Raw genomic sequence first — 22,842 nt, forward strand, 5'->3', positions numbered from 1 at the left:
CTTGCCATATCTTACGTGTGAGGAGGCGCCCATGACGAGCCTTACCAAGAAAGAGCTGCTCGCGCAGTCCTTAGCTCGGCACCATGTGCTGCAGCGCGCCGCCCGGCTCCAGGTCGTGTCGGACCTCTGCGGCCTACAGGCCCAGTTTGCCACCGGTCCGCGCGAGGCGTTGCGCATTCGGGCGCAAGACTACACCGAGGACGGCTGGGACCGGGGGCTTGTCAAGATCTGGTCGCATCGCGGCACCATCCATGTGGTGCCGGCGAGCGAGCTTGGCTTGCACCTCTCGGCGCGCGGCAATACGGGCTCGCTTACCGAGGCATGGTATGGCTGGGGTATCCCGCTGGATGAGGTCGAACGCTGGGCCGATGTTATCCGCGAGCGAGCTGCTGCAGGCATGGGCGAGCGCGAGGAACTCAAGCGGGCCTGCGTGGCTGCCGGTATGGCCCCGGAGCTCGTGCCGCGCATCTTCAACGGATGGGGCGGCTTGCTTAAGGAGATGTGCGACCGCGGCATGCTCGTGTATGAGGCGGGCACGTCCAAGCGCTTCACACTCCCTCCCGAGGAGCCCGTATGGATGCCTCGAGACGAGGCGCGAACGATGTTCGTCCGTCGATACTTCGAGCATTTCGGCCCGGCGACCATAGCGGACTGCGCGGCGTTTCTTGGGTATCCCTCGAGCGAGGTGGCGGAGCTCGTGCGCCGCGCCGGATTGCCGCTGCGCAGGGTGATATGCGACGGCATCGAGCTCTTCTATCTTGGAGACCTCGACCCCGAGGCGCGCGTGCCCGGATGCGTGTACTTGGCGGGCTTTGACCAGCTCGTGCTGGGATACCGCAACCGATCCCGGTTTGCTCGCACCGATGACCTGCCCCACATCACCAACAGGGCGGGCATCGTCTTCCCCATCGTGCTCTATCGCGGCCGCGCCTGCGCGCGCTGGAAGCTTATGGGCAAGCGCCTGTCCATCACGGAATTCCGCCCGCTTTCTCAAACGGCGCGCGATGCAATCGCTGCGCGTGGGCGCAGGCTTTTTGCGAGAAGGCGCATCGGGGTGGGCTTTCAAACAGAGGCGGACCTTCCCGCGCCAAAGCCCTTCAACCTCGAGACGCTGCCCAGTGCGCTTCGCGGCTCATCTGAGGGCTAACGGCCGCGGCGCTTGTTCGGAGTGCCGATCTATCTATCGAGGTAGACTGAAGGCGACAAGGGAGGCGTATATGCAGTTCAAGACGGTGTGCCCGTCGCCGCTGGGCGACATACTCTTGGCAAGCGACGGCGCGGCGCTCACGGGTTTGTGGTTTGTGGGGCAGGCGTATTGCGGTGCGGGTTTGCCAGCCGATGCGGCGGATGCTCCAGAGTTGCCGGTTTTCGAATTCGCGCAAGCATGGCTCGAGTCATATTTTGCAGGTGAAGTGCCGAAGGTGTGCGCGGGCGCGCCCGCTGGTCCGGGGCTGAGGTCGCCGGCTGGCGAGTTGCTTCGGCTTGAACTCCTTGGTACGCCGTTCCAACGAATGGTCTGGGAGGCATTGCAGCGTATCCCGTATGGCGAGACGACAACGTACGGCAAACTTGCCCAGAGCATTGGCGAGCGTCGCGGTACGCCAACTTCTGCCCGCGCGGTTGGCGCGGCGGTGGGCAGGAATCCCGTCTCGCTCATCGTGCCGTGTCATCGCGTGACGGGGGCGGATGGCTCGCTCACAGGATATGCCGGCGGCCTCTGGCGCAAGCGGGCGCTGCTTGCGCTCGAGCGCCAGGGTATAACCGTTGGGGAGGAACAGCGTCCGTCGAGCGAGCTCGTCGCCCGGTTGCTCGACATATGGGAAGGGTCTGTCCGCGCAACGCACGCCTTTCTGGCCGAGGCAGACATTCAGCGCTTGCGTGGCATGGTTCCGCAGGCCATAGCGGAGGTTCCTCATCTGCTTGTGGCGCGCCGGGGTGGTGCGCCGGTGGGATTTGCAGGAACCGACGGCGCGTTTCTCGAGATGCTCTTCGTTGCGGACGATGCACGGGGTTCGGGCGTCGGTCGGCTGCTGCTTGAGCGCACAACAGAGCTTCTCGGTGTCACGGAGCTCTCGGTCAACGAGCAAAATCCGCAGGCCATAGGGTTTTACGAGCATATGGGCTTCGTGACTTATCGAAGAACGGATACCGATACGCAAGGTGATCCGTTTCCGCTGCTTTATATGAAGCGGGCGGATGCGTGAGGCTTGCGAGGCGCTCGGCTAACGGGGCGCTTTGTTCGTGGTTGAGTGCAAGCGGTGTATAGCCTGCATGCCTTCGGGAAAAAGCGCTGCTAAGGTACGAACGCAAAAGGAGTTTCCGTGCAGACCAAAGGCATGCCCGAGGGTAACGAGGCAACGAATCCGCAAACAAGAACAGGGCGTACCCAGCAGCCGAAGCGAGAGAAAGCAAAGGGAATCTCTCAAATGATTGCAGGCGCTGCAGTGGCAGCCATTGGTGTCCCGCTGTGCGTGCTGCCTGGTCCCGGCGTGGCGGTCATTGCTTGCGGGGCGGCGCTGGCGAGCAAGGGGCAGCGCACCTATTCAGGCCGAAAGCCGACCAAGGTGGAGCGCAAGCTTGATGCTGCTGCAGAAAAGCTTGGCAGCGCCGCCAAAAAAGAGGCGGGAAATATCGCGAAGACAGCGGCGCGGGAAGCGCCCGTAGTGGCAGAAAAGGCAGTCCGAGTTGCGGGCAAAGGAATCGCGGCGGCAGCGAAGGCAGGAGGCAAGCTTGCGGCTGCCGGCGGCAAGGCGGTCGGAGATGCGGTCGCGCGCAAGCGTCGCGAACGGGATGCAGGAGCTTCGGCCGGCGGCAAAGCGCCAAAGAACGCATAGGGCATGGTTGTGCGAAGTTTTGCTGTCACAATGCGCACGATAGGTCAAAAGAACGCGCCGTGATTCTCGCTCCTTCGCATGGGAAGACGCTGGAAATCAACGATGCGTTGCGACAAAGCCAATGTTTTTTCTCGATGCTCGGGCTCTTTCTGGCAGTTATTTCAGATATGCGCGATTGACGGGCGTGTGAAGTGGCGCAAAGGCGCAAGAATGGACCAAGCTGTCAGTTTCGAGTGCCGCTTTCCTGCGGTTTTATCATCGTTCTGTGGGTGTCTCGGTGTTTTACAGCGACAGCTACGCAAGTCAATCGCGCATATCTGAAATAACTGCCAGAAAAATGGGGCCTGCTGCGAAAAAGCGCATCAGGGCGACGCAATACGTCCTCGTGATGTACGTCCTAGCAATGGCAGCGCCTCGCCGGCATAGCTTCCTACACGAGCCGCTTGCCGCTGTCCCAGGCCTGGCCAACCTTCTCGCTCAGGGCGTAATATCCGCTCTGGAACTGGTCAAAGGCGAATGCGCCGAGTTTTGCAGGGTCGACTTTACCCTCTTCGTCGAGCACTGCCTCGTCGGCCAGCGCATTTTCGATTTTGCCCAGCACGCGCAGGCCGTAGGGTTGCTCCTGCATTTCGACCACGCTGCATTCGAGCGTGATGGGATACTGGTCGACCACGGGAGCGTCGACGCGCTTGCTCTTCGTCGCGGTCATGCCCGTGCGCTCAAACTTGTCTGCCACCTTGTTTCCGCTCGCGATGCCAAAGTAGTCGCTTTCGTCCAGATGGGCCACGTCCGCGATGCTCAGCGTGAATGCACTGCGCCAACTCGATTTGCGCATGCGCCAAGGCGATTTGCTAGGCAAGGCCCGCGCCATTAGCGACAATAGGGGAACAGGCAAGCTCGGGCAGGGGAGAGCCATGATTCACGACAAACTGGCGCTATTGCGGCGGCGCGCGGGAATGAGCCAGCAGGAGGTCGCCGCAACCATCGGGGTAACGCGGCAGACGGTAAGCAATTGGGGGACTGAGGGGGTATAAGCACCAAGGAGCGCTTCGCAACAAAACGCATCATTCCCGCAGGTAGAATACCGTTTTTCGGACTGATGCGCACAACGCAAGAAAACGTTGCGAAACGCTCCTTCCAGGCTCCTTCGTACCGGAATTCGTACCACCCAGAAGTCCCAGAAAGACGGTTCCAGAAGAAAAAGGAGATTCCAAATGGCAACCGACTGGAACGCCCTCACCGCCGAAGAGGACCGCGCCTACTTCATGGCAGAACTGGTCGAGATTTCCCCACAGAGCTTCACCCTAGAGGAGAAGCAAAGGATCCCGCGCAACATGATCGAGGCGTCCGCAGCAATCGAGAACGCGATGCGCGACGACTTCGCTCGCCTCGACGAGGTGACCCAAACTCGCCTGATAGACACGCTCGCCGAGGCGGGCCCGAGAGACCGCGGCTGGTGGTACCGAATGCTCGTAGCAGGCCCCAGGCGCCGCGAAGGCATAACCATCTAAGACAAGGCGGCCCCGCATCCCAAGAGATGCGGGGCCGCACCATGTCGATCCCAAAGCAAGGGGCCCGGGGCTTTCCAACTTTTTCCACACGCCTGCGGGCTATAGCAGGGCCCTCCGGCGCATGGAAAACGTTGAAAAGCCGTGCGCCGGGCCCTGGCCTACCGTCAAAGTAGGATCTCGTTCACGCGCGCCTGCACCGCGTCGTACAGCGACCCCAGGCGCGACCTACGCTCCTCGCCGTTGCCGTACTCGCCGCGTATGACCGCCCGCGCTAGCGCTTCGATGTCCGCACCGCCCGAGCCGCCAGAAGAACCGCCGCCGGCGCCCAGGATCTCGTTGACCCTAGCCTGCACCGCGTCGTAGCTCGCACCGAGCGCCGCGCGCCGATCGTCCCCGTTGCCGTAGTCGCCCCTGATCACCGCCTGGGCCAGCGCCTCGATGTCGGGGGCGGCGGGCTGCGCGGGAACAGACGAGGAGCCCCCGCCCAGGATGCGGTTCACCTCCGCCTGCACCTCCGGGTAGCGGCTCCCCAGGGCTGCGCGCCGCGCGTCCCCGTTGCCGAACTCGCCGGCGATGACGCGCCGCGCGAGCTCAGAGACCGTGCCACCGGGCGCGGCGGAAGTCGTCCCGCCGGACGCCGCCCCATCCGTGATCGCGGCCTTCAGCGCCGCCCACTTGGACGCGGCCACGTAGGGCGCGGGGCAGAGCTTGCCCGTCACGTCGTAGTGGCGGATGACCCCGGAGGCGCCGATGCCGTACTTGGCCATGAGCTTCCTCACGAGCCAGCCCAGCTTCTCGACCTCGGTCGCGCTGAAGTCCTCGCCGGCCGACACGACCTCGATGCCGATCGCACGGCAGTTCATCTGCCAGTCGCCGGCGTGCCAGGCGGTATCGCCCTCGGCCACGCTCTGGTAGATCTCCGGCGTGATGTCGTCGACGAAGTAGTGCGCGCTCGCGCCCTGGCCCTCGTTCCGCGAGAAGTACGTCGCGTTGTTGCGCGCCGACGCTAGGGTGGCGGTGAAGTGCACCACGATGCGGTCGATCGCGCGCGAGCGCCCGCGCGTCATGTGGTCCGATCCGCACTGCTTGAAGAGGATGCTATACGCCATCGGGCGCCTCCTCGAAGCCGCCGTCCTCGCCCTCGTCGGGCTCCCAGCCGTCGGGCGCGGCCGCCTCGACGCCCTCGCCGCGCAGCGCCTCCCAGCGCTCCTCCTCGCTCGCGAACTCGCGCCCGTCACTCATCGGAACCACCGCCCGACGGCAGCGCCGCGCCGAGCTCCGCCATCACCGGCGTGAGCACGGCCATCACGAGCGCCACCACCACGGCGCGCCACTCGGGCTCCAGCACCGCGCAGCCAACGAGCATGTCCACGTTGGCCACCGCCACGCCGAGCACGCCCTGCGCGATCGTCCTCGCCAGGCGCCACGGCCACTCGTTGGATGTCAGGAAAGCCTCCATACCTACCCCTTCCGCATGTTCTCGATCTCCGCCTTCACGACGGCGACGTCCTGCTCCAGGGCGTAGGTGCGCTCGATGAGGCAGTTGTGCCTCTCGACCTGCCTCGTCAGGTTGTCGATCTTGACCTCCATGACCGCGCGGCTGCGCGAGTTGGACACGAGCACCCCCGCGAGGGTGAGCACCCCCGTCACGAGCGCCGCGATCACCGACTCCATGCGCGCCTCCTCCCCGGACGGGAACGCCCCGCCCTCTGGGAGAAGTGTCATGCGCAGTCACAAAATGCCCATCTAGCTGGTAAAATGGGCGTAATGTTGCGTTCTGTTTCTTCACAAAGGAGTTCACAAGAGCATGTAGGCGATAAGAGGGGGCGGCAGATGTACCAGAGCATCGAATATCAAAATGGATACGACGAATCCCTCGCCCGGGCAGTCGCTGCGCTGAATGAGGGAATAGCAGACGAGAAGAAAATCATCGGTCTGCTGCAGAAGCATTGGGATCTCTCTTTGATGGATGCGCGCATGTATCTTGCGCGTGAGCGTACGGAGGGTTATCCGATGCGCGAGCTATCTGCATACCTTGCCGAATACATGGGCTGGGACTTCGAAGACGCACAGGACTATGCGTGCTCCGATGAGGTAGCTGAGGCGCTCAGGACCATAGACAAGCCCTGGGGCCTCAGCGGAGAAAAGCTCTACGAGAAGGTCAGGAAGGCGCTGAACAGCAGAGCCTAGCCCTTCACAGTCAGATACCCCGGAGCCACCGGCGGGTCGTCGATCCGGCAGTAACCCTCGTCCCTGCCTCCGCTGTCGTACGCCGTCCCCGCGCCGCCCACCAGCGCCTCGCAGCCGTAGAACATGCCGGACCCCTCGCACCCCGCGGGCAGCGACCAGTCCGCATCCACCCAGATTGTCGCCAGGTTCGAGCAGCCCGAGAAGCAGTAGAACAGGTCCGTGAGCCCCTCGGTAGGAAACCCAGACAGGTCGAGCTCGGTGAGCCCGTCGCAGTTCGAGAACGCGTAGCGCATCTCCCGGACCTCCGGCAGGTTGGAGAGCCCGGCGACCTCGGTCATCTCCCCGTCGGTGTAGAACCAGTACGACAGGTTCGCGTACGTAAGTCCCGACAGGTCCTCGGAGAACGTCGCCTTCAGCACGTCCACCCCGGCATCGTCCCAGGCGCGCGACCCAATCGCCCGGTAGCGCGCCGTCGCGCACATCCGCGAGCTCAGCGCGACCTCGCGTCCCTCCTCGGGCTCGGGATCCAGCGTCAGCACGAGCTCGCCGTCGGCGTACAGGTGGCACGCCACCCATTCGCGCGCGTCGGCCGCGGGATCCGTCAGGATGCCGTCCTCGCCGAACCCCAGGTGCCCGTCGATGTCCTCGCCGTAGTCGGGCGAATAGCCCATCCCGCCCACCAGGCGGTTGCACCCGTAGAGGCCAAGGCTGCCCGTCTGCTCGCCGGCAGGCTCCCATCTGGCCGCGTACACGCTCTCCAGCGAAGGGCAGCTCGAGAACACCTGATCGAAGCTCAGCGCGCCCTCGAGCGCCTCGAACCCCCGCACCTCGGTCATCTGCTGCAGGCTTTGGAACAGGTGCGACGCGTTGGTCAGGCCGCCGCCCGCGAAGTCCGAGTCTATCAGCGCCCGCAGCACCTCGCTGCGCCGCGTGCGCCAGGGGATGTCGCTCGAGGACGAGAAGCCCTCGGCCGGGATCTCCCATCCCTCCAGGATCACCGCCCCCTCCACGTCGGAGGACCGACCGTCGCGGTAGTTCAGCTCGAGCGTCCCGTCAGAGAGCAACAGCGCACGCATCTTGACCCCCGTGTCCCATGTGAGCGCGCGGATCGCCGCCGGCATCTCGGCGGGGGTGTAGGTCGTCGTCGACCCGTTCTGCGTGCGGATCGCGTCGGCAAGAAGCTCGAACACGACCTCGGAGAGGATCCCGGTGCCCGCTTCAGGCGCGGCGACGAGCCCCGCGCCCTCGCGCGTCCCGTCCATCTCCAGCACCCGCGAGCTCATCTCCAGCGGCATGTAGTGCACTTGCTGCCCGTTCTGCTCGCGGATCGCGTTGGCGATCTCGGTCAGAAGCGCCTTGGAAACCGTTCCCACAGCCATCTAGAACTCCATCTCGGAAAGATCGTCCAGGTCCTCGATCGCCTGGTCCACATAGGCCTTCGTCGCGTACGCGGAAAGGTCGGGCGCGCTGCCCGGCGCCCCGTCCGCGCCCGGCTCTCCCTGCGGCCCGGGCTCTCCGGCCTCGCCCTTGAGGCCCGAGAAGGCAAACGCGAACGTCCGCGCCCCCGGCGCACCGCCCATCGTCACGGTGACCGCGGGCGTCCCCGTGGACCCGTCCACCGTGGCGGTCGCCCCCACGATGTCGGCATCGGCCCCGTTCGCGCCGTCTGCGCCGTCGGCACCCGCCGGCCCGCGCAGCGCCTCCAGCTGCTCCGCCGTGAAGTCCGAGTACTCGAACGCGTCGCCGGGGTCGCCCTTGTCGCCCTTCGGTCCCGCGAGGTCTGCCGAGCTCGTCCCGCTCGCGCTCGTCACGGTGAGCACCGTGCCGTCCCACGAGTGGGTGCAGCTCGTGCCGTGCCTGATCACGCGCGCCTCCGCGTGCTGATAGTCCCAGATCTGGATCTTGATGCCCTCATCCTCGGGATAGCTGACGAAGAACACCTGCGGGCTGATGCCGTCCGCACCGTCGGCCCCGTCCGCCCCGGCCGGCCCGCGCAGGGCCTCCAGCTGCTCGGGCGTGAAGTCGGAGTACTCGAACGCGTCGCCCGTATCGCCCTTCTCGCCGCGCAGCGCCGCGACCTGCTCCTCGGTGAGGTCGTCGAACGTGAGCGCGTCGCCCTTCTGCCCGTGCGCGAGCGTCGCGGTCGTGGTGCCGGAAGCGTCCGTCACGGTGATGAGCGCTCCGGTCTCGGTCTGCTCCACCTTCGCCGTCGGGCTCACGCCGTCCTGGCCGTCGGCACCGTCCTGCCCGTCGGCGCCCGCGGCGCCCGGGTCGCCGTCGAAGTCGCCGCGCTCCGCCGCCGCGAGCAGGTCGTCCTTCGCCTCGGTCGCCGCCGCGGCCGCGGCCGTCGCCGCAGCGATCGCGGCGGACGCCCCCTCGGCGGCCGAAGCCGCCTGCTGCGCCTTCTCGACGGCGGCGTCGATCAGCTCGTCGGCCTCCTCGAACTTCCGGATCGCTTCCAGAAACATCGAGTACCCGTCTCCGCCCGAGCCCTCGACGCTGGCAAGCGCAGCGGAAACGCGCACGGCGAACGGCGCGGACGAGATCGCCTCGTCTCCGCCGCAGACCACCACCTGCGCGTCGACCGTGCCCTCCGCGCACGCCATCGAGGCGGGCCAGAACACACGGAACCGGCCGTGCTCGGCGTCGACGGCCTCGAACGGCTCGCACCCGCGCGCCCGCGCCTCGCGGTGGCGCCACAGCAGGTAGGCCGTCGCGCCCGTGAGGTCGACCGCCTCGCCGCCGCGCACCACGGAAAGGTCCATGCCGCGCCCCCGCGCGTCTGCGGGCGAGGCAAGAAGCGGAACTCGCAGCGGGGCGTCGGCCCCGTCCCACGTCACCTCGTACAGCCCGTCGCCCGCAAGCGCAAACGTCTCCTCGTCAGCCATGTCAGAACTCCATCTCGCTCAGATCCTCCAGGGATGAGACCGCACCGGCGGCCGCGGCGGCCGCCTCGCCGGCGGCGGAAGCCGTCTCCTCGACCGTGGCCACGCGCGCCGCCACGTCGGCGGACGCCGACCACGTCGTGCGCTCCACGGTCCCCAGCGAGAGCCGGCGCACGATCCCGCCCGCACCGAACTCCCTCACGCGCCGCACGCAGCGCGCCGTGAACCGCCACGGCGGCACCCGCGCGTCGTCGCACACCGCCACATCGTCGCCCAACCCCACGAAGCCGCAGCCGCAGACCCGAGCCGCCTCGGCCTCGTAAGCCACGCGCGGACGGCACGCCCGCGCAAGCTCCGTCTCGGTGAGCGCCTTCAACTCGTCGGCATCCTCGCAGTCAGCGAACACCACGCTGCCGAACCGGTGCGCCCGGCCCCCGGCGCCGTCGGGGCGCCCCCACGCAAGGCGCGCCTCGTCGCTTCCCACCCAGTTCACGCCGTTGTTCACGGCGCCGAAGGTCAGCCGCCTGGTGTATCCGCCGGTATGCTCGCCGCTCTCGTCCAGGACCGGCAGCCCGCGCCCAAATCCATAGAGCGCCGTGAACACCTCGTCCTCCAGCACCGTGCGCGTGCAGGAGACGAGCCCCTTGCCGCGCGTGAGCCGCGCCCCGCGCCAGCGCCCGCGCCGCGCGGGCAGCGACACCGTGCGCCCGGCGACACGCCCGTCTTCCACGGCTATCGAGCACAAGAGCTCGCCGCCCCAGACCTCCTCGACGCGCCGGAGCGCCGCGAGCGCGTTCACGTGGTAGAGGAGGCACCCGTGTGCAGCGTCGCCGACGCCCACGTCGCCCGCAACCCAGCGCGTGTGCGCCAGCACGGCGGCGAGGGCCTCGGCGGCGGTCTTCGCGGACAGCCGCTCCTCCTCGATGAAGTCGCCAAGGAGCTCGCTTATAGAGGACTCGGCGTACACGCGCGCGGGGCCCGCGGCCGGCTCGTCGGTGCGCACCACCACGTGCTCGCGCCAGGCGCCGTCCTCGGGGTCGCGCCACAGCAGGCGGGACCCCTTCTCGGGCGCAGCCCCGCAGTCGAACTCGATCGTGTCCTCGCCGCCCAGCTCCTCGGTGTGCGCAAGCGAGGCCACGGCAGGCAGGATCCCCAGGCGGCCGTCGAAGCGGTCGAAGAGATAGATCGCCGGAACCATCTACAGCCACCTCTCCGTCCACGCCACCTCGTGCGCCGAGCACCCCGAGAACGTCAGGACGTGCGCACCGGGCGAGAGCGAGAAGAACGCGCTCTCCACCGCGACGTCGGTCGAGGCGTCCTCGCCGCCCACCGTCACGGACTCGGCCGAGAAGTCCATCACCACCTCGTCCCCGGCGGAGAGATCCCGCTCCACCAGAACGTAGCGGCCGTCCTCGTCGGCAACCTTCACGGAGGAGCCGGCTGTCGCCGTCAGCCTCACCACGGGAAGCGTCGGCCAGGTGCCCAGCACCTCCAGCTCCGTCCCCGTGCAGGAGCGCGCATCGCCGTACGCCACCGGGTCGTAGCACGTGAAATCCACGGCGCACGAGCCGCCCTCGAAAAGGGAATCCCAGTCCGAGACTCCCGTCACCACCGCGCCGCGCCACGTGAGCGAGCCCTCGCCGGGAACGGCAAGGTCCCCGCCGCCGGGCACGCAGAGCCACGCGCGCAGCAGCGCCCGCAGGCGCGACAGCTCGAACGCTGCCATCTGCGACCCCGCGTCCAGATGCAGCCGCAGCCGCACCTCGCGCGGCGGCAGCTCGCTGCCCAAAAGCACCGCGCCGGGTCTGCCGGACACCGGGAACGCACGCGGCTCCAGGACGTGCGCCGCCGGCTCAACAAGCTCCGCCTGCACGTACGGGGAGAAGTCGCGCCCCGCGTAGGAGAACCCGCTCACAGCTGCCCCCGTGCGCGCCCGTACGCAGTGGCGCGCCGCTGCTGCTCGCGACCCATCCGGTCGGTCTCGGAGGCGCGGTACCGGCCATCGTCCCGCGCATCGCGGCGAGCCGGCCCCTTCTTAAGATCCTCGCGGCTGCGGTTCCCGCGCCCGCGCCCATGTCCGTTATCCAACATGCCTCACCACCGTGCAGATCAAGGTGAACCCCCACAGCCACCGCCCGGACCCGTCGCGTCCGCGCGGCCCGGCCCCATCGGAGTCCACCGAGGAGATCCTCACCCCGTCGACGTCGATCGGCCACGCAGCGCCGCGCAGAGCCCGCTCGGCAGCCAGGCAAGCAGCCTCAGCGGCCCCGGCCTCCTCGCGGCACACCAGCACGCCAATGTCAACGCGCCCGCGCTCGCACCCGTCCGCCAGCCGCGCTTCGCGCTCAAAAGCCCCCTGGGACACCACGATCGGCTCGGCGCAACACCTCGCCGAAGGCGGTGCGCAGAACACGCCCGCAAACCCCAGCGCAAAGAGCATCGACGCCACCGCGCCTGCCACGTCGCCGCATGAGACCATCAGCCCACCTCCAGCTCCCAGTGGTGCACGTGCCCACGCACCACGCAGCAGCGCCGGCACCCGCGCACGTGCAAGCTCGGGCCAGCGCCCACCAGCACGCGCGAGCCCGCGGGCACCTCGAAGGCGCCCGCGGAGCTCGTCGCGTCCACGAAGATCCGCCCCGCTCCGCCGTCAGCGCTGCGGTGAGCGTCGTCCACGGCAGATTCCGTGCGCTCGAACCGCACGTGCCTCACCAGCACGGACGGCCCGTACGTCCCGTCGCCCGCCGCCGGCCACACGATCATGTCGTCGGGCAGAAGGCGCCTCGGTATCGGCCTCAAGAATCGCATCTACCTCACCCCGCTCCAGCAGAGCCCCGTCCCAGCCAGCTCCGCGAGCGCGGCCTCCCGCGCCACCTCGGCGCCCGTCGTGCCCTCGTCGCGGTAGTTCGTCACCGAGAAGGACCCGATGGAGAAACCGCCCACGCGCCCCTCTCCGTACTCCGCGAAGGCGTCGGCTGCGGCGCACACCGCGCGCCGCCAGGCATCCGCCTGCTCCGCGTCCCAGTCATCGCGCACACCGCGCGCGCCGGTGATGGAGGCCACCAGGCGCACCGCCGCCGGCATCACCTCGGAAAAGTCCGCAGCCGCCAGCGCCCCGCCGTAGCCGTCGAGGTAGAAGTCATAGGAGACGGGCGCGGGGCCGCAGCCCGCCGCGCCCGTCAGCCCCTCGCTCACGCCAGCGGCGCGCAGGAGACGTGCACGCCGTCCAGCTTGTTGTCCAGCAGCTCCACGATGCCGTACTTGCGGTACTTCATCATGTAGCTGTCCAAATTCTCCAGCTCGTCCGGGGAGAAGACCCTCGACGCCACGTGCTTGTCGAACTTGATCACCGCGCTTCGCTCGACCACCATGAAGTTGATCGGCGCGCCCGCGCCCACGAGCTCGTAATAGTTGGAGAGGCTCCCCGAGCTCGGGCTCGCGACCTTGGTGTAGGTGCCGGAGCTCTCCGTGTAGTAGGTCTTACCGGGCGTGACGCTCGTGTCCTCGGTCTTCACGTAGCTGCCCTCGGCGCGCGAGTAGCCGAACTGGTCCTCCTCTCCGGAGTTAAGCGCGATCGCGCTGTAGAAGCGCGTCTGAGGCACCTCCACGATGCGGCTGAAGCGCTCGAGCACGCGGTTCGAGCGCGCCGGGTTCGCCAGGCTGAAGTCGTCCAGCACGCCCTTCAGCGTCGGCGTGATGAAGAGGATGCGGCTCCCGGTCGTCACCTCCGCCTCGTCCATGGCGTTCGTCGCCGCGCGCAGGGACGCCAGCACGTCCTCGGCGTCTGCGTCCGAGAAGTCCTCGACGGCGGGCGTCACGCCCTCGTGACCGGCGATCTCGGAGAACGTGAAGGCGTCCGCCTCCGGCGCCACCTGCGTGCGCTGGAGCTCCGAGCCGGCGGCAACGAAGCAGTCGAGGACCCCGGCCTCCTCCACGTCCATCACGTCGGCGAGCAGCCTGATGCCGCGGTCGTAGTTGAAGGTCTTCGTCTCGAACCCGTAGGTGATCGACCCGGTCTTGTAGCCCACGTTTCGGGTGTAGTCGCCGAGCCCCGTCACCTCGATCTTCGGGACCATGATCTCCTTGGCGTTGCGCCCCGCGCGCGCCATGCGGCGCGGGCTGTTCAGGCACGTCGAGCACGCCGCGCGCTTGTAGACCTCGTCGAGCACGGCCGTGTAGTTCTTGGTGTATGCGATGCTGTTTGCCATCAGTTACTCCTCACTCTCGGGAAGGCCGGCGATCGAGCGCCAGCGTTTAAGTGTCTTGCCCTCGTCAGACGCCGCTCCCGCGTTGGGCAGCCCCGTCGCGCCGGTCTGCGCGGGCGCTCCCGCGCCGAACAGCCAAGGCTCGGCCGCCTTGAGCTTCTCGATGTCGTTATCGTGGTCAGGGAGAAGCGCGCGGGCGGCCTTGACGTTCCTCGCGCCCGCGAGCTGGAGCTCGAAGCCCACGCGCTCCTCGTCGCCCCTGCGGCGCAGCTCGTCCATCTCCTTACGGAGCGCATCGGCGCCCTCGGCGGTCTTCGCGGCCTCGGCGATCTCGCCCTCGAGCTCCGCGATCCGCGCGTCGCGCTCCGCGAGCGCCGCCTCGTAGTCCTTGTGGGCGCGGGCGACCACGTCGCCGCCGTCGCCCGCAGCGCCCGCGCCCTGGAGCCCGGCAGTCACCGCCGCCTGCGCCGCCTGGTCGCCCTGCGCCTGCGGCTCACCCGCGACCTGCGCCTGCGCGGCCGCGCCATCGTTCTCGCCACCCATGAAAAGGCCCGCCTTTCTCCTCGGGCGGGCAAAGAAATAGCCCGCACCCATCAGATGGGTACAGGCTATGAGGTGGTCACAAGATGCATATAATCTCAGAGGAGATGAAAAGCTTACCTCCTGCCAATCAACCTCTTCACCACGGCTTTTGCTCCAGAAATAATCTTCTGTTTGCGGGTAGGCTCGAAATCCCAACGTCTCATCATTTCCGGAATCGAAGCCCCCGTCGCGAGGGCGGACAGGAACTCGCCTCGCTCAACGAACGGCTGGACAGGACGAACAAGGGCCGGGTTGCCCGGAACAACCTTTTCGTGAGAGGAATCACCGACGGCCATAGATCCCGAGATGCGCGAGAGGGCGTCGACGCCCTTCTGTGTGTTGCCCAATACGGCTGAGACGCCACCGTCGATGGAAACCTCTGGATGCTGCTTCTGAATTCCCCAAAAGTCGCCAAGCGTAATATCGCTGCCGCACCTACGCTTAAAGGGGCAGGATGGGCACGACCCGCGCAAGGAGGCGTTTTTAAGGAACGCCCTCATGTACCAGTCGTCTGAAAACCTGGTCGACGAGCTTCGCGCAGCGCCATCTTTCTCCGTCATGTACTCGTACATGACGGAGTAAGACAACCATCCGGTTGTCTTACTCCGGAAGTTCACTCCGTGAACTTCGCCGCCCTCGCGCTCCTCCATGTACCCGAGCCAGCGCCTCCACAGCTCGGGCGACGGGACGCCGTGGCAGATGACGTCGACGCCGAGGAACAGCTCGGAGTCTGCCAGCTTGCCAAGATATGAGCGCATCCCGGCCACCTGGCAAGCGGTGCCGCAGAAGAGAGCCAATCTCCCTCCACGGAGTGCATCTCTGATTCCCTCGTACACCTCGCGCCCGACGGAGCTCTGCACGTACTTGGAGCGCATGATGGAGTCCAAGTCGTCCTCGCGCTCGACGACGACGTGCCGGAGCTCCCTGCAGCCGTCCGCCCACGCCGCCCCTGCGACGACGCCGCCGCGCGACAGGGCGTCGAGAGCGAGAAGCCCGAACACACCGCCCGAGGAGGATCGGCCGAGAAGGTCGGCGTCATCCGCCTTGGCCCAGAGCGCGCTCTCGGCGGAATCCCCGGCGGGCGGGTCCAGCACCGGGCACACGGCGTCGCACGCGCCGCAGCCCACGCACGTGTCGGCGTCGATCACGGGCCGCGGGAACCCGCACGTATCGGGTTCCATGGCGATGCAGCCCTTCGGGCAGCGCGTCGCGCAGGCCCCGCAGCCGCAACAAGCATCGCCCAGGGAGGCTATCCCAGCTTCGTATCGTTTCGAATCCAATTCGACTCCTATCTGAGAAACGGAAGGCGCGCAGATATGGCGCGCTTCTCGTCTCCGTCGAGGACAATCAGCCACAGCGCCGCACCGAAGATGGCTGTGTAGGCGACTCCCCATGCGAAGAAGGAGACCCAGCCGGAGACCGGGAGCGCTTGCGATGCCGCTAGGCAAACCGCGGTCACTGCCGCCCCCGCGACGAGCGCCGGTAGGTTCCGCCCCCAGAAATGGAACATGTCCAAGCCCACCCGCCGCTGGTAGTACCAATTCATGAAGGCACCGTTGCCGAGCGCGATGCTCGCCACGTAGCCGATCGCCGGCGCCCAATACCCGATAAGGGGGGAAGCGACCAACGTGAAGGCGACGTTGAAGACAGCCATGAGAAGCAGGGCGACGCTCCTCGCACGGTGCATGTTCTTCGCCCGCTGGATCTCGATGCCGGTGTTCTGTGTTAGCGGGATCACCAGGGGGAGCGCCATGACGAGGATGAGCCAGTAGGCATCAGCAAATCCTTCACCCGCCCACTTCAAAACAAAGAACTTGCCAAGCAATGCGAAGCCGCCGTAGATCCAGCAGAACAGCACCATCTGGTAGCGACCTACGCGAGCCATGAGGCGCGTGAGAGCGCCGTTGTCGTCGGACTCCGCGACGATGCGGTTGATCTCGGGGGTGAACACGTTCGACATCGTTGACGAGAGAGAGACGAACACGTTCCTCACCTGGACCGACACCGCGAAGACCGCCACGGTCGAGGCGCCCGCAAGCGCGCCGAGCAGGACGTTCGGGACGTTCTGGTTCACGAGGTCGCACACCTGGTTGGCGAAGATCCACGCGCTGAACGCCGCGATCGAGCGGAAGAGCGCGCCGTCGAGGCGCCGCACGTCGAAGCGCATGCGCAGGCGCCCGATGCAGAACGACGCGTTGAGAGCGAGCAACAGGACGCTCACGGCGAGTTGCGCCACCGCTACGCCGACCGTACCCATGCCGAGGAGCAGCAACCCGTAGGCACAGAAGGGCGTGGCGAGCGTGGTGGCGAGCTGCCTCGTCTGCTGGAAGCGGAACTCCTCGTGCGCGAGCACGTACGCATCGAACACCGAGTTGAGGAGGGTGATAGCAATGCTCCCCGCCATGATGGACATGACCGTTTGGGCGAGGCTGACCTCCTCCAGAGTGAAGCTCGCCGAGAACACGGCTCCGGCGTTCACCGCGAAGGCTAGGCCGAGCGCGAGCGCCGTGGCGCTGACGGCGAGGTATAGGACGAGGTAGACTCCGTTGAGCCGCCGTATGTCCTCCTCGGTCCCGTGCGCCTTCCTCTGTGTGTAGAACCTCACGTACGCCTGCGAGAACCCGAACGACAGCAGGGTGAGCGAGAAAACGAACGAGTAACTCGTCTGATAGACGCCGTACTCCGCCTGCCCCACAAAGGACAGAAGCATGGGCGTATAGACCAGGTTGACTAGGTTCTTGACTACGATGTTGGCGTAGCCGAGGACAACCCCGGCTCGACGTTGGCTAGGCACTCAGGCACGCCTCCAAATACTCCATGAACTTCGAGCGTTCGCGTTCGATCGCCTCGGAAACGCCCTCGTAATCAGCGGAACGGGAAAAATCGAAGTCCTGTGAGCCATAAATCTTGTGTTCGATGCCGAGTTTGTCTGCCAGGGTTTCGAGTCGTCCAAACATCTGCGGACGCTTTGCGCTATTGCCACCACGACGAACAATCGTAAGAGGTCTCTGGAAGATGGCCGAGAAAACTGACCCATGAAACGAGTCCGTAACGATCCAGGAAGCATTCTCGATAAGCGAAATGAACTCAGCAGGCCCCGCTGCAGGCTCGCCTTCTTTCTCTCGATCGGAAAGATATATTACAGGGAGCTCACCCTGTCTGCTTGCCACATCAAGGACCTTCTCTGTCTCTTCGGAGACGCCTCCCAACAGATATGCGAATACGTAGTCGTAGTTCGGAATAATTCGCTCGTCTGCAACCGAATGCCAATCTTGGACACTGAGAACCAACGTAGGGTCGCAGATGATTGACGCATCCCTGCCAGAAGCCTCTTTGATGAACCGGGCGCCCGTCTCCTCCCTTACAGAAATACGCGAATAGCCATCGATGTACTTAGCAAGTCTACGTAACTGAGCGCTCGAAAGGGGCGCATCTGTTCCAAAGCTAGGGGCGAGAGCGATTCTCTGCTCTGGTCTTGAAAACTGAAGAAACCTCCAATCCTCATCATATGCGCTACGACCCATCCGCCAAATCTGGTCGCTTCCGGCGGAAAAGAAACAATATTCATCTATTACTTCTTCTGAAAGGCTTTTGAGCGTCCTCAGAGCAATGCATGAGTTAAACTTATCGAAAGCGGCTAGACGATTGGCGCTCATCATTGATTCGGGTGCAGGAGGCATTTTCCCCAACAGTTTTTTGGTCGTATTCTTTGCAGCCTGCATAATTGAAAATGGACGGTCAAGAAGGAGAGATTCCGCAGTATAGCCCGATTGGCGATATATCCAATCCACTGCATAATTCTGAAGTCGATTCCCATAGTTGAATCTTCCCTGAATGGTAACGATGCCAACTTTCCCTTTGGCATTAACCATGTTTGTCCTTCCTTTCACTACTATTTACTATTGTTCACTACCGTTCGCCTCGTTACCAAAGCTCCTTCTCGAGGCATCAAGGTGATGATTTTTTCTCTTCCAGAGTTTGACAACGCACCCCTTTATTCAGGGTGATATTTCGGCGCTAAACATTAAGAGCACCCTGAGTCCTTGAAGCTGCAACGGCAATAGATAGCACTCCTTTCGCCAAAGTTGCATGGCCCAAAGCCAACAGTCTGGACACCAGCCGCCTGTCAATCCTCAGCCTGCGAACAGCGGCACGATTGCTGACCGCTCTTCGAAATATCTTTGATGAGGTGACGATCTCCACTGCTTGCTTATATGCAGAGCGGTCCCCGTTCCTGACCGAAGATGTCAGATAGCGACAAGTCGACAGGAGGACGTAGGCGTCGAATGCGTCGTCCGTGAGACAGAACCCTGGCAGCTTCTTCCATTTTTGAAGGAGCCGCGCGAAGTACTTTGCCTTGGTCTGGAAATCGAGGTAGTCGTTGAGGCGAAAGGTGCTCGTGGTGCCGCTTGAGGTGTCGCGATAATAGTAAAGAGCCTCCATGAGATAATACGTCTTGTCCGCCCGATCGAGCAGAAAGAGCGACTGAAGGTGGTCTTCTCCAGAAACAAGGTGCCGAGCATCCGAAGGATAAGGCGCATTCAAAAGAAGCTCCGCCTTGACCGCCTTCGAGCACATGCTGTGGAGACAATAGGTATCGAGGGCGAGGTTGAGATATTGCGCCTTCTCCCCAAGCCCAAACTGTCGAGAGTCGCTAAATGGGAACCTCTTGTCCATGGAAGAAAAATCCGGACAAGACGAGAATTCAAAGAAGATTATGTCATAATCGCCCGGCTCGGTAAGCGGTTTCAAGACCTCAAGCGCATCCTCCCTCAGGCAATCGTCGGCGTCGACGTGCAGGACATAGTCTCCCGATACCGAAGGGTATGCGGCCATGCGCGCGGAAAAGGGACCGCCATTTTCTTGGTGGATGACCTTCATGCGGGCATCTTTCTCAGCGTAGGAGTTGCAGATGTCCAATGTGGCGTCGGCAGACCCGTCGTCTACCACGATGAGCTCAAGGTTTCCGTATGTTTGGCCGAGGATCGATTCGATGCACTCGCCAACAAAGCGCTCGCAATTGTAAGCTGGAACTACAACTGAGTATTTCATAGAGCCCTTCTTCTCGGATTGATGACGTAAAACAATTGCTAGCCCCAGATGGCAAGGTACGGAACGGTCTCGCTACTGCCCATAAGGACATAGAAATAAGCCCAATAGATCACGGCATACACAATCAGGACAGATTTGATTGCAAATCTCGTCGCGTTATTTATCTGATATGTGCGCAGGAGCGCGGAGGGGAGGACTAGAGCGAACATATCAAAATACAAGCCGATTCTGCCCCCATGGTCGCTCAGCGAGGTCAGTTGCGAAAGCAGAACGCCCACGATTACCATGCAAAGCAAAAATGCGGCGAAAGAGTCTCGCTGTTCGGTTCGCCTGAAGGCGATAAGCGCGAAGACGATTAGGGGTAGCCGCATAATTATCTGGTTGGGCATAATTCCTACCGATTGGTTGCCCAGATATCCCGCAACATAGGATCCAAATCCGAAAGACGTGAGCAGCGAGGCAACCGGGCCTATGAAGAGGATCGCAATCAGCGCTAGGCCGCAGACATGTACTACCTTTTTCAACTGTCCGTTAGAGCTCGAGTCCATGTACGACCTGATAGCGAACACGGCAAGCCCGAGAACCGCAGAGGTGTGAAACGATGCACCGATCAATATCGAAACGATTCCTGCGATATGGTTTTCGGTGCTCCCATTCTTCTTGTAGAGACCCACGGCGCCAAAAAAGACGAACGCCATAGCGATCCACTGGCGCATCATATTCAAAGATTGGTTGAAATACAGGAATAGGAAGAGACACATGCCCATGGCAAGCGTCTCTTTGTTTCCCTCGCGCGTCAGGGTCCAGTAAATCGGAACAACAATAAGCAGCTGAGTCAGAAACAACAGCCCCTGAACGGAATCGAACAATCTGGAGGATATCCATACGAGGACAAGGTAGCCGAGCTCGAATTCCGAAACATTGGCGTACGACCAGTGCTGTACAAACCCGGATCCATAGAACTCACCGAAAGAGCTGCAGGAATGAGCGACATCAAAAAGCGGCTTGGCATAAACCGCGACATCGGTGCCGATGCTGTCCGCGCGCATACCAGCGAGAATGCACGGAATCAACACCGCGACGATGGACCAAAATATGTATCCCACACTATTACGGGGCCATGACTGTATGACCGCCAATACAAACAAGGTGGCGCAAAATGAAACTAAATACGGCAGCAACTGCCCAACCCCCGTCCGCCCTCAGCGTAGCGCGTCGACAACACGCTTTCCAACCCGAATCGCTGCCGACTTCGACTATGCAACCTAGGGCACCTGTCCATCTGGACTACCTATCTACGAAATGCGAGGACACTGGTTTCATAGATCCCCCCCCCGACGGCTTCCAAAGGTGCAAGCGAATCAACGCGCGCTTGATATCCTGTCTGTGGCACCGCTTGGGCAGAGCCCTTTTGACGGCGCGCTCGAACGGCACCCCAGATTCGACATCTCGCAAGAAGCGGCTCCGCTGCGCAGGCAACTCCATGGGCCGGTTGAGCTGTTTGTTGTTGGCAGTCGCAAGATCCTCGTCGACGGGGAGGACTCTGAGCCTTGCCATCCGCAGCAGTTCTCCCCCCTTTTCCGTCTGGCAAAGGGCGAGGGAGATCCCGCCGCCCGCCTCGTCCTCGAGCTCGGTGCCCCATGAGTCGCCGAGGGTGAGGTCGGACACGCGCTCTCTCCTCGCGTAAGCGCACGAATAGCAGTTCTCGGTATAGTCGAGACCTTCCAGAAACGCGATGAGGTAGCGGTCGACAACGCCCGGGGTATCGATAGTGGCGTAACCATCGCGCAGCTGGAAGCTCGACTTCCGTCGGAAGGCTATGTCGACGATGTCACCAAGCTTGCAACCGCGCTCCTCGAGGAACGTTTCAAGCAGCTGGGGAGAAGGCGTGCCGTGGCATATGAGGTCGATCGTGTAGAGGCGCTCTTCAAGCCGTTCGCCGACGAAGTTGCGCATGGCGGACACCTGACATGGAAGCCCGATGAAAAGGACCCTCTGTCCGGCCTTGAGCAAACTCTTAACCTGCCCGTACACACCGGAAGGGTCGCTCTTCACGTACTTGGAGCCCCTGAACCGATCGATATCGCCTGGATCGTCCACAACCTCGAAGCCGAAACGGCCCCCTGAGAACGCACATGAGCACACCGCGCCGCCCGACCTTGCGAAGGCCCGTGAGATCGCGGAGGCGAAGCCGCCGGAGGAGGATGCCGAGCGCTCGGCAGGATCCACCGCCCAGCCCTGTTGCCATTTGACCGGCTTCCTGAACGCGGCGGGATTGAGCTGCTGACAAACCTTGCTACAGCGCTCGCAGCCGATGCACTTCTCCTGGTCGATGACCGGACGGTAATAGTCGATGCCCGGCACAACCTCTACGGCCCCCGTGGGGCATATGTCAGCGCAGGCCATGCAGCCGGCGCACATCCCCTCGTCACAGATGGTCAGCATCCCTCGATCAGCCCCTTCATCACGTCGAGCGAACGGCTCCTCTGCTCCGCCAAGATGCGGTTGGCCTCTACGAATTCCACCGGGGTGCCCGCTAGGGCGACATCGTCCGGGTCGGCGAGTACGCGGCTCTGCAGCCCGGTCATTCGAAGTAGGCTCATCGCGCGCCCGGTCGTTCCGGTGTTGGGGAGGACCTCCACGAACGGAACATTGAAGTTTATGGCGAATGCTGTCCCATGGAACGAGTCCGTAATCAGGCAAGAGGCGTTCGCCAACAAGTCGATGAAGCGCCCGGCGCTGGGAAGGTAGCGAAGTTTCCCGGCGCGACCGATTTGATGGAGGTAGGGCGAGACCCTGAAGAGCGGCAGCCCCAGATGCTCGGCTGCCCTCTCCGCATAGCTCGAGAGCTGCCGGTCGTTGTGTACCTGGTATACAAGCGCATACGGCGAACCACCGCCGTCCGAAGAATCTCCTGACTCCCCGGACAGAGAGCGCCACTCGTCCGCGTCAAGAAGGAGGGTGGGGTCGAGCACCTGCTCAGATGGGATGTCCCATTCCCGCAGCTGTTCGACGGCTATGTCCTCGCGAACCGCGATCGCGTCGTATGCCATCAGGCGCTTCCGCATCAACCTTGCAGCTGCAGCGTCTAGTACGTTTTTTCCGAAACTCGCCGCGTACGCAACCTTGCGAGCATTCTCAGGAGCGAAGCCGAGCGTGTAGGCGGGGTCGTACGCTCCATCTACGATGGGTCCCCACACTTGGTCGCTCCCGGTCATGTAGACGTCCGCCTCGGGAGGATCGCTTGCAAGCTCGTCATAGGAGGAATAGCGGCACGTCAGAGCCAGGTAGCGCTCCCTCTCCGCCTTGAAGCGCTTTCCGGCAATGATGCTCGGCGGCTGCCTCATCGCTAGGTAGAGAAAGCGCTTGAGCGCGGAGCCGTTCCATTCCGGCTTCGAAGCGAGAAGCGTCTTCTCGATGTTCCAAACGCCCTCGTCTTCCCGGACGTAATCTATGACGACGCACTCGTGCCCCAGCGATTCGATGGAACGCTGGGTGGCTATGGTCTGCAACAGGGAGCCGTAGTTGATGGCCGCATGCCTGGTAATAAGTGATACTTTCACAATCGCCTTTCAAATCGTAG

The 22,842-nt window shown here is 63.9% G+C and carries 28 protein-coding genes; 6 read left to right on the forward strand and 22 right to left on the reverse strand.

What is annotated here, in order from left to right:
- Nucleotides 1-31 precede the first annotated feature (31 nt).
- From GJE22_RS01910 to GJE22_RS01920, 3 genes are all read left to right on the forward strand, one after another.
- Entirely contained in the window at nucleotides 32-1,147 is a 1,116-nt protein-coding gene (locus GJE22_RS01910) for a winged helix DNA-binding domain-containing protein (RefSeq protein ID WP_144687191.1), read from the forward strand.
- A 70-nt stretch (nucleotides 1,148-1,217) separates the two neighbouring features.
- On the forward strand, nucleotides 1,218-2,204 hold the full coding sequence (locus tag GJE22_RS09950) for a GNAT family N-acetyltransferase (protein WP_218957871.1): 987 nt from the start codon (nucleotides 1,218-1,220) through the stop codon (nucleotides 2,202-2,204).
- 117 nt (nucleotides 2,205-2,321) lie between these two features.
- A complete protein-coding gene (locus GJE22_RS01920; protein ID WP_154324054.1) occupies nucleotides 2,322-2,834 on the forward strand; it encodes a hypothetical protein in 513 nt (170 codons plus the stop codon).
- 430 nt (nucleotides 2,835-3,264) lie between these two features.
- Here GJE22_RS01920 and GJE22_RS01925 read toward each other — a convergent pair whose 3' ends face one another.
- A complete protein-coding gene (locus GJE22_RS01925) occupies nucleotides 3,265-3,693 on the reverse strand; it encodes a flavin reductase family protein (protein ID WP_218957872.1) in 429 nt (142 codons plus the stop codon).
- A 55-nt stretch (nucleotides 3,694-3,748) separates the two neighbouring features.
- Between GJE22_RS01925 and GJE22_RS10010 the strand changes: the two genes are divergently transcribed.
- Together GJE22_RS10010 and GJE22_RS01935 are read left to right on the forward strand one after the other, a co-directional pair.
- Nucleotides 3,749-3,868, forward strand: a complete 120-nt coding sequence (locus GJE22_RS10010) for a helix-turn-helix transcriptional regulator (RefSeq protein WP_268878499.1) — start codon at nucleotides 3,749-3,751, stop codon at nucleotides 3,866-3,868.
- Nucleotides 3,869-4,048: 180 nt separating this feature from the next.
- Complete coding sequence (locus tag GJE22_RS01935) at nucleotides 4,049-4,345, forward strand: hypothetical protein (RefSeq protein WP_087186593.1); 297 nt, start codon at nucleotides 4,049-4,051, stop codon at nucleotides 4,343-4,345.
- Between the two features lie 164 nt (nucleotides 4,346-4,509).
- Here GJE22_RS01935 and GJE22_RS01940 read toward each other — a convergent pair whose 3' ends face one another.
- Genes GJE22_RS01940 through GJE22_RS01955 form a run of 4 tightly spaced genes read right to left on the reverse strand, consistent with a single transcriptional unit; the run spans nucleotide 4,510 to nucleotide 6,019 of the window.
- A complete protein-coding gene (locus GJE22_RS01940) occupies nucleotides 4,510-5,454 on the reverse strand; it encodes an N-acetylmuramoyl-L-alanine amidase (protein ID WP_218957875.1) in 945 nt (314 codons plus the stop codon).
- On the reverse strand, nucleotides 5,444-5,587 hold the full coding sequence (locus GJE22_RS01945) for a hypothetical protein (protein ID WP_154324055.1): 144 nt from the start codon (nucleotides 5,585-5,587) through the stop codon (nucleotides 5,444-5,446). Before GJE22_RS01945 ends, GJE22_RS01940 begins: the two co-directional genes overlap by 11 nt.
- Complete coding sequence (locus GJE22_RS01950) at nucleotides 5,580-5,804, reverse strand: alanine racemase (protein WP_144687188.1); 225 nt, start codon at nucleotides 5,802-5,804, stop codon at nucleotides 5,580-5,582. The genes GJE22_RS01945 and GJE22_RS01950 overlap by 8 nt, the downstream gene beginning before the upstream one ends.
- 2 nt (nucleotides 5,805-5,806) lie before the next feature.
- On the reverse strand, nucleotides 5,807-6,019 hold the full coding sequence (locus GJE22_RS01955; RefSeq protein WP_144687187.1) for a hypothetical protein: 213 nt from the start codon (nucleotides 6,017-6,019) through the stop codon (nucleotides 5,807-5,809).
- Between the two features lie 159 nt (nucleotides 6,020-6,178).
- On the opposite strand from GJE22_RS01955, the gene GJE22_RS01960 reads away from it, so the two are divergent.
- Entirely contained in the window at nucleotides 6,179-6,535 is a 357-nt protein-coding gene (locus GJE22_RS01960; protein WP_144687186.1) for a hypothetical protein, read from the forward strand.
- On the opposite strand, the gene GJE22_RS01965 is transcribed toward GJE22_RS01960, so the two are convergent.
- The 17 genes from GJE22_RS01965 to GJE22_RS02045 form a co-directional block, all read right to left on the reverse strand.
- A complete protein-coding gene (locus GJE22_RS01965) occupies nucleotides 6,532-7,914 on the reverse strand; it encodes a leucine-rich repeat domain-containing protein (RefSeq protein WP_144687185.1) in 1,383 nt (460 codons plus the stop codon). The genes GJE22_RS01960 and GJE22_RS01965 overlap by 4 nt on opposite strands.
- On the reverse strand, nucleotides 7,915-9,423 hold the full coding sequence (locus tag GJE22_RS01970) for a collagen-like domain-containing protein (RefSeq protein WP_186297343.1): 1,509 nt from the start codon (nucleotides 9,421-9,423) through the stop codon (nucleotides 7,915-7,917).
- A gap of 1 nt (nucleotide 9,424) precedes the next feature.
- Entirely contained in the window at nucleotides 9,425-10,618 is a 1,194-nt protein-coding gene (locus GJE22_RS01975) for a phage tail spike protein (protein WP_144687184.1), read from the reverse strand.
- On the reverse strand, nucleotides 10,619-11,335 hold the full coding sequence (locus GJE22_RS01980) for a phage distal tail protein (RefSeq protein ID WP_144687183.1): 717 nt from the start codon (nucleotides 11,333-11,335) through the stop codon (nucleotides 10,619-10,621).
- Complete coding sequence (locus GJE22_RS01985) at nucleotides 11,332-11,511, reverse strand: hypothetical protein (protein WP_144687182.1); 180 nt, start codon at nucleotides 11,509-11,511, stop codon at nucleotides 11,332-11,334. Before GJE22_RS01985 ends, GJE22_RS01980 begins: the two co-directional genes overlap by 4 nt.
- Nucleotides 11,501-11,899: a hypothetical protein gene (locus GJE22_RS01990; RefSeq protein ID WP_144687181.1), complete on the reverse strand. Its 399-nt coding sequence runs from the start codon at nucleotides 11,897-11,899 to the stop codon at nucleotides 11,501-11,503. Before GJE22_RS01990 ends, GJE22_RS01985 begins: the two co-directional genes overlap by 11 nt.
- Complete coding sequence (locus GJE22_RS01995) at nucleotides 11,899-12,228, reverse strand: minor capsid protein (protein ID WP_144687180.1); 330 nt, start codon at nucleotides 12,226-12,228, stop codon at nucleotides 11,899-11,901. Before GJE22_RS01995 ends, GJE22_RS01990 begins: the two co-directional genes overlap by 1 nt.
- Nucleotides 12,229-12,483, reverse strand: a complete 255-nt coding sequence (locus tag GJE22_RS02000) for a hypothetical protein (protein ID WP_235895716.1) — start codon at nucleotides 12,481-12,483, stop codon at nucleotides 12,229-12,231.
- 128 nt (nucleotides 12,484-12,611) lie between these two features.
- Nucleotides 12,612-13,628 (reverse strand): hypothetical protein, encoded by a 1,017-nt coding sequence (locus GJE22_RS02005; protein WP_144687179.1) that lies wholly within the window; start codon nucleotides 13,626-13,628, stop codon nucleotides 12,612-12,614.
- A 3-nt stretch (nucleotides 13,629-13,631) separates the two neighbouring features.
- Nucleotides 13,632-14,168: a nucleotide exchange factor GrpE gene (locus GJE22_RS02010; protein ID WP_144687178.1), complete on the reverse strand. Its 537-nt coding sequence runs from the start codon at nucleotides 14,166-14,168 to the stop codon at nucleotides 13,632-13,634.
- A 113-nt stretch (nucleotides 14,169-14,281) separates the two neighbouring features.
- A complete protein-coding gene (locus GJE22_RS02015; RefSeq protein ID WP_186297342.1) occupies nucleotides 14,282-15,487 on the reverse strand; it encodes a Coenzyme F420 hydrogenase/dehydrogenase, beta subunit C-terminal domain in 1,206 nt (401 codons plus the stop codon).
- An 8-nt stretch (nucleotides 15,488-15,495) separates the two neighbouring features.
- Nucleotides 15,496-17,001, reverse strand: coding sequence for a lipopolysaccharide biosynthesis protein (locus GJE22_RS02020; protein ID WP_144687176.1), 1,506 nt, complete (start codon nucleotides 16,999-17,001; stop codon nucleotides 15,496-15,498).
- Nucleotides 16,994-18,079 carry a polysaccharide pyruvyl transferase family protein gene (locus GJE22_RS02025; protein WP_144687175.1) on the reverse strand — a complete coding sequence of 362 codons (1,086 nt, stop codon included), beginning with the start codon at nucleotides 18,077-18,079 and terminating at the stop codon, nucleotides 16,994-16,996. The genes GJE22_RS02020 and GJE22_RS02025 overlap by 8 nt, the downstream gene beginning before the upstream one ends.
- 145 nt (nucleotides 18,080-18,224) lie before the next feature.
- Nucleotides 18,225-19,259 carry a glycosyltransferase family 2 protein gene (locus GJE22_RS02030; protein WP_144687174.1) on the reverse strand — a complete coding sequence of 345 codons (1,035 nt, stop codon included), beginning with the start codon at nucleotides 19,257-19,259 and terminating at the stop codon, nucleotides 18,225-18,227.
- A 38-nt stretch (nucleotides 19,260-19,297) separates the two neighbouring features.
- A complete protein-coding gene (locus GJE22_RS02035; protein WP_144687173.1) occupies nucleotides 19,298-20,365 on the reverse strand; it encodes an EpsG family protein in 1,068 nt (355 codons plus the stop codon).
- Nucleotides 20,366-20,546: 181 nt separating this feature from the next.
- Nucleotides 20,547-21,704 (reverse strand): Coenzyme F420 hydrogenase/dehydrogenase, beta subunit C-terminal domain, encoded by a 1,158-nt coding sequence (locus tag GJE22_RS02040; RefSeq protein ID WP_144687172.1) that lies wholly within the window; start codon nucleotides 21,702-21,704, stop codon nucleotides 20,547-20,549.
- Entirely contained in the window at nucleotides 21,698-22,822 is a 1,125-nt protein-coding gene (locus tag GJE22_RS02045) for a polysaccharide pyruvyl transferase family protein (protein WP_154324056.1), read from the reverse strand. Before GJE22_RS02045 ends, GJE22_RS02040 begins: the two co-directional genes overlap by 7 nt.
- Nucleotides 22,823-22,842 lie beyond the last annotated feature (20 nt).

This window comes from Enorma shizhengliae (assembly GCF_009676995.1).
In the GTDB taxonomy this organism is placed as follows: Bacteria; Actinomycetota; Coriobacteriia; order Coriobacteriales; family Coriobacteriaceae; genus Enorma; species Enorma massiliensis.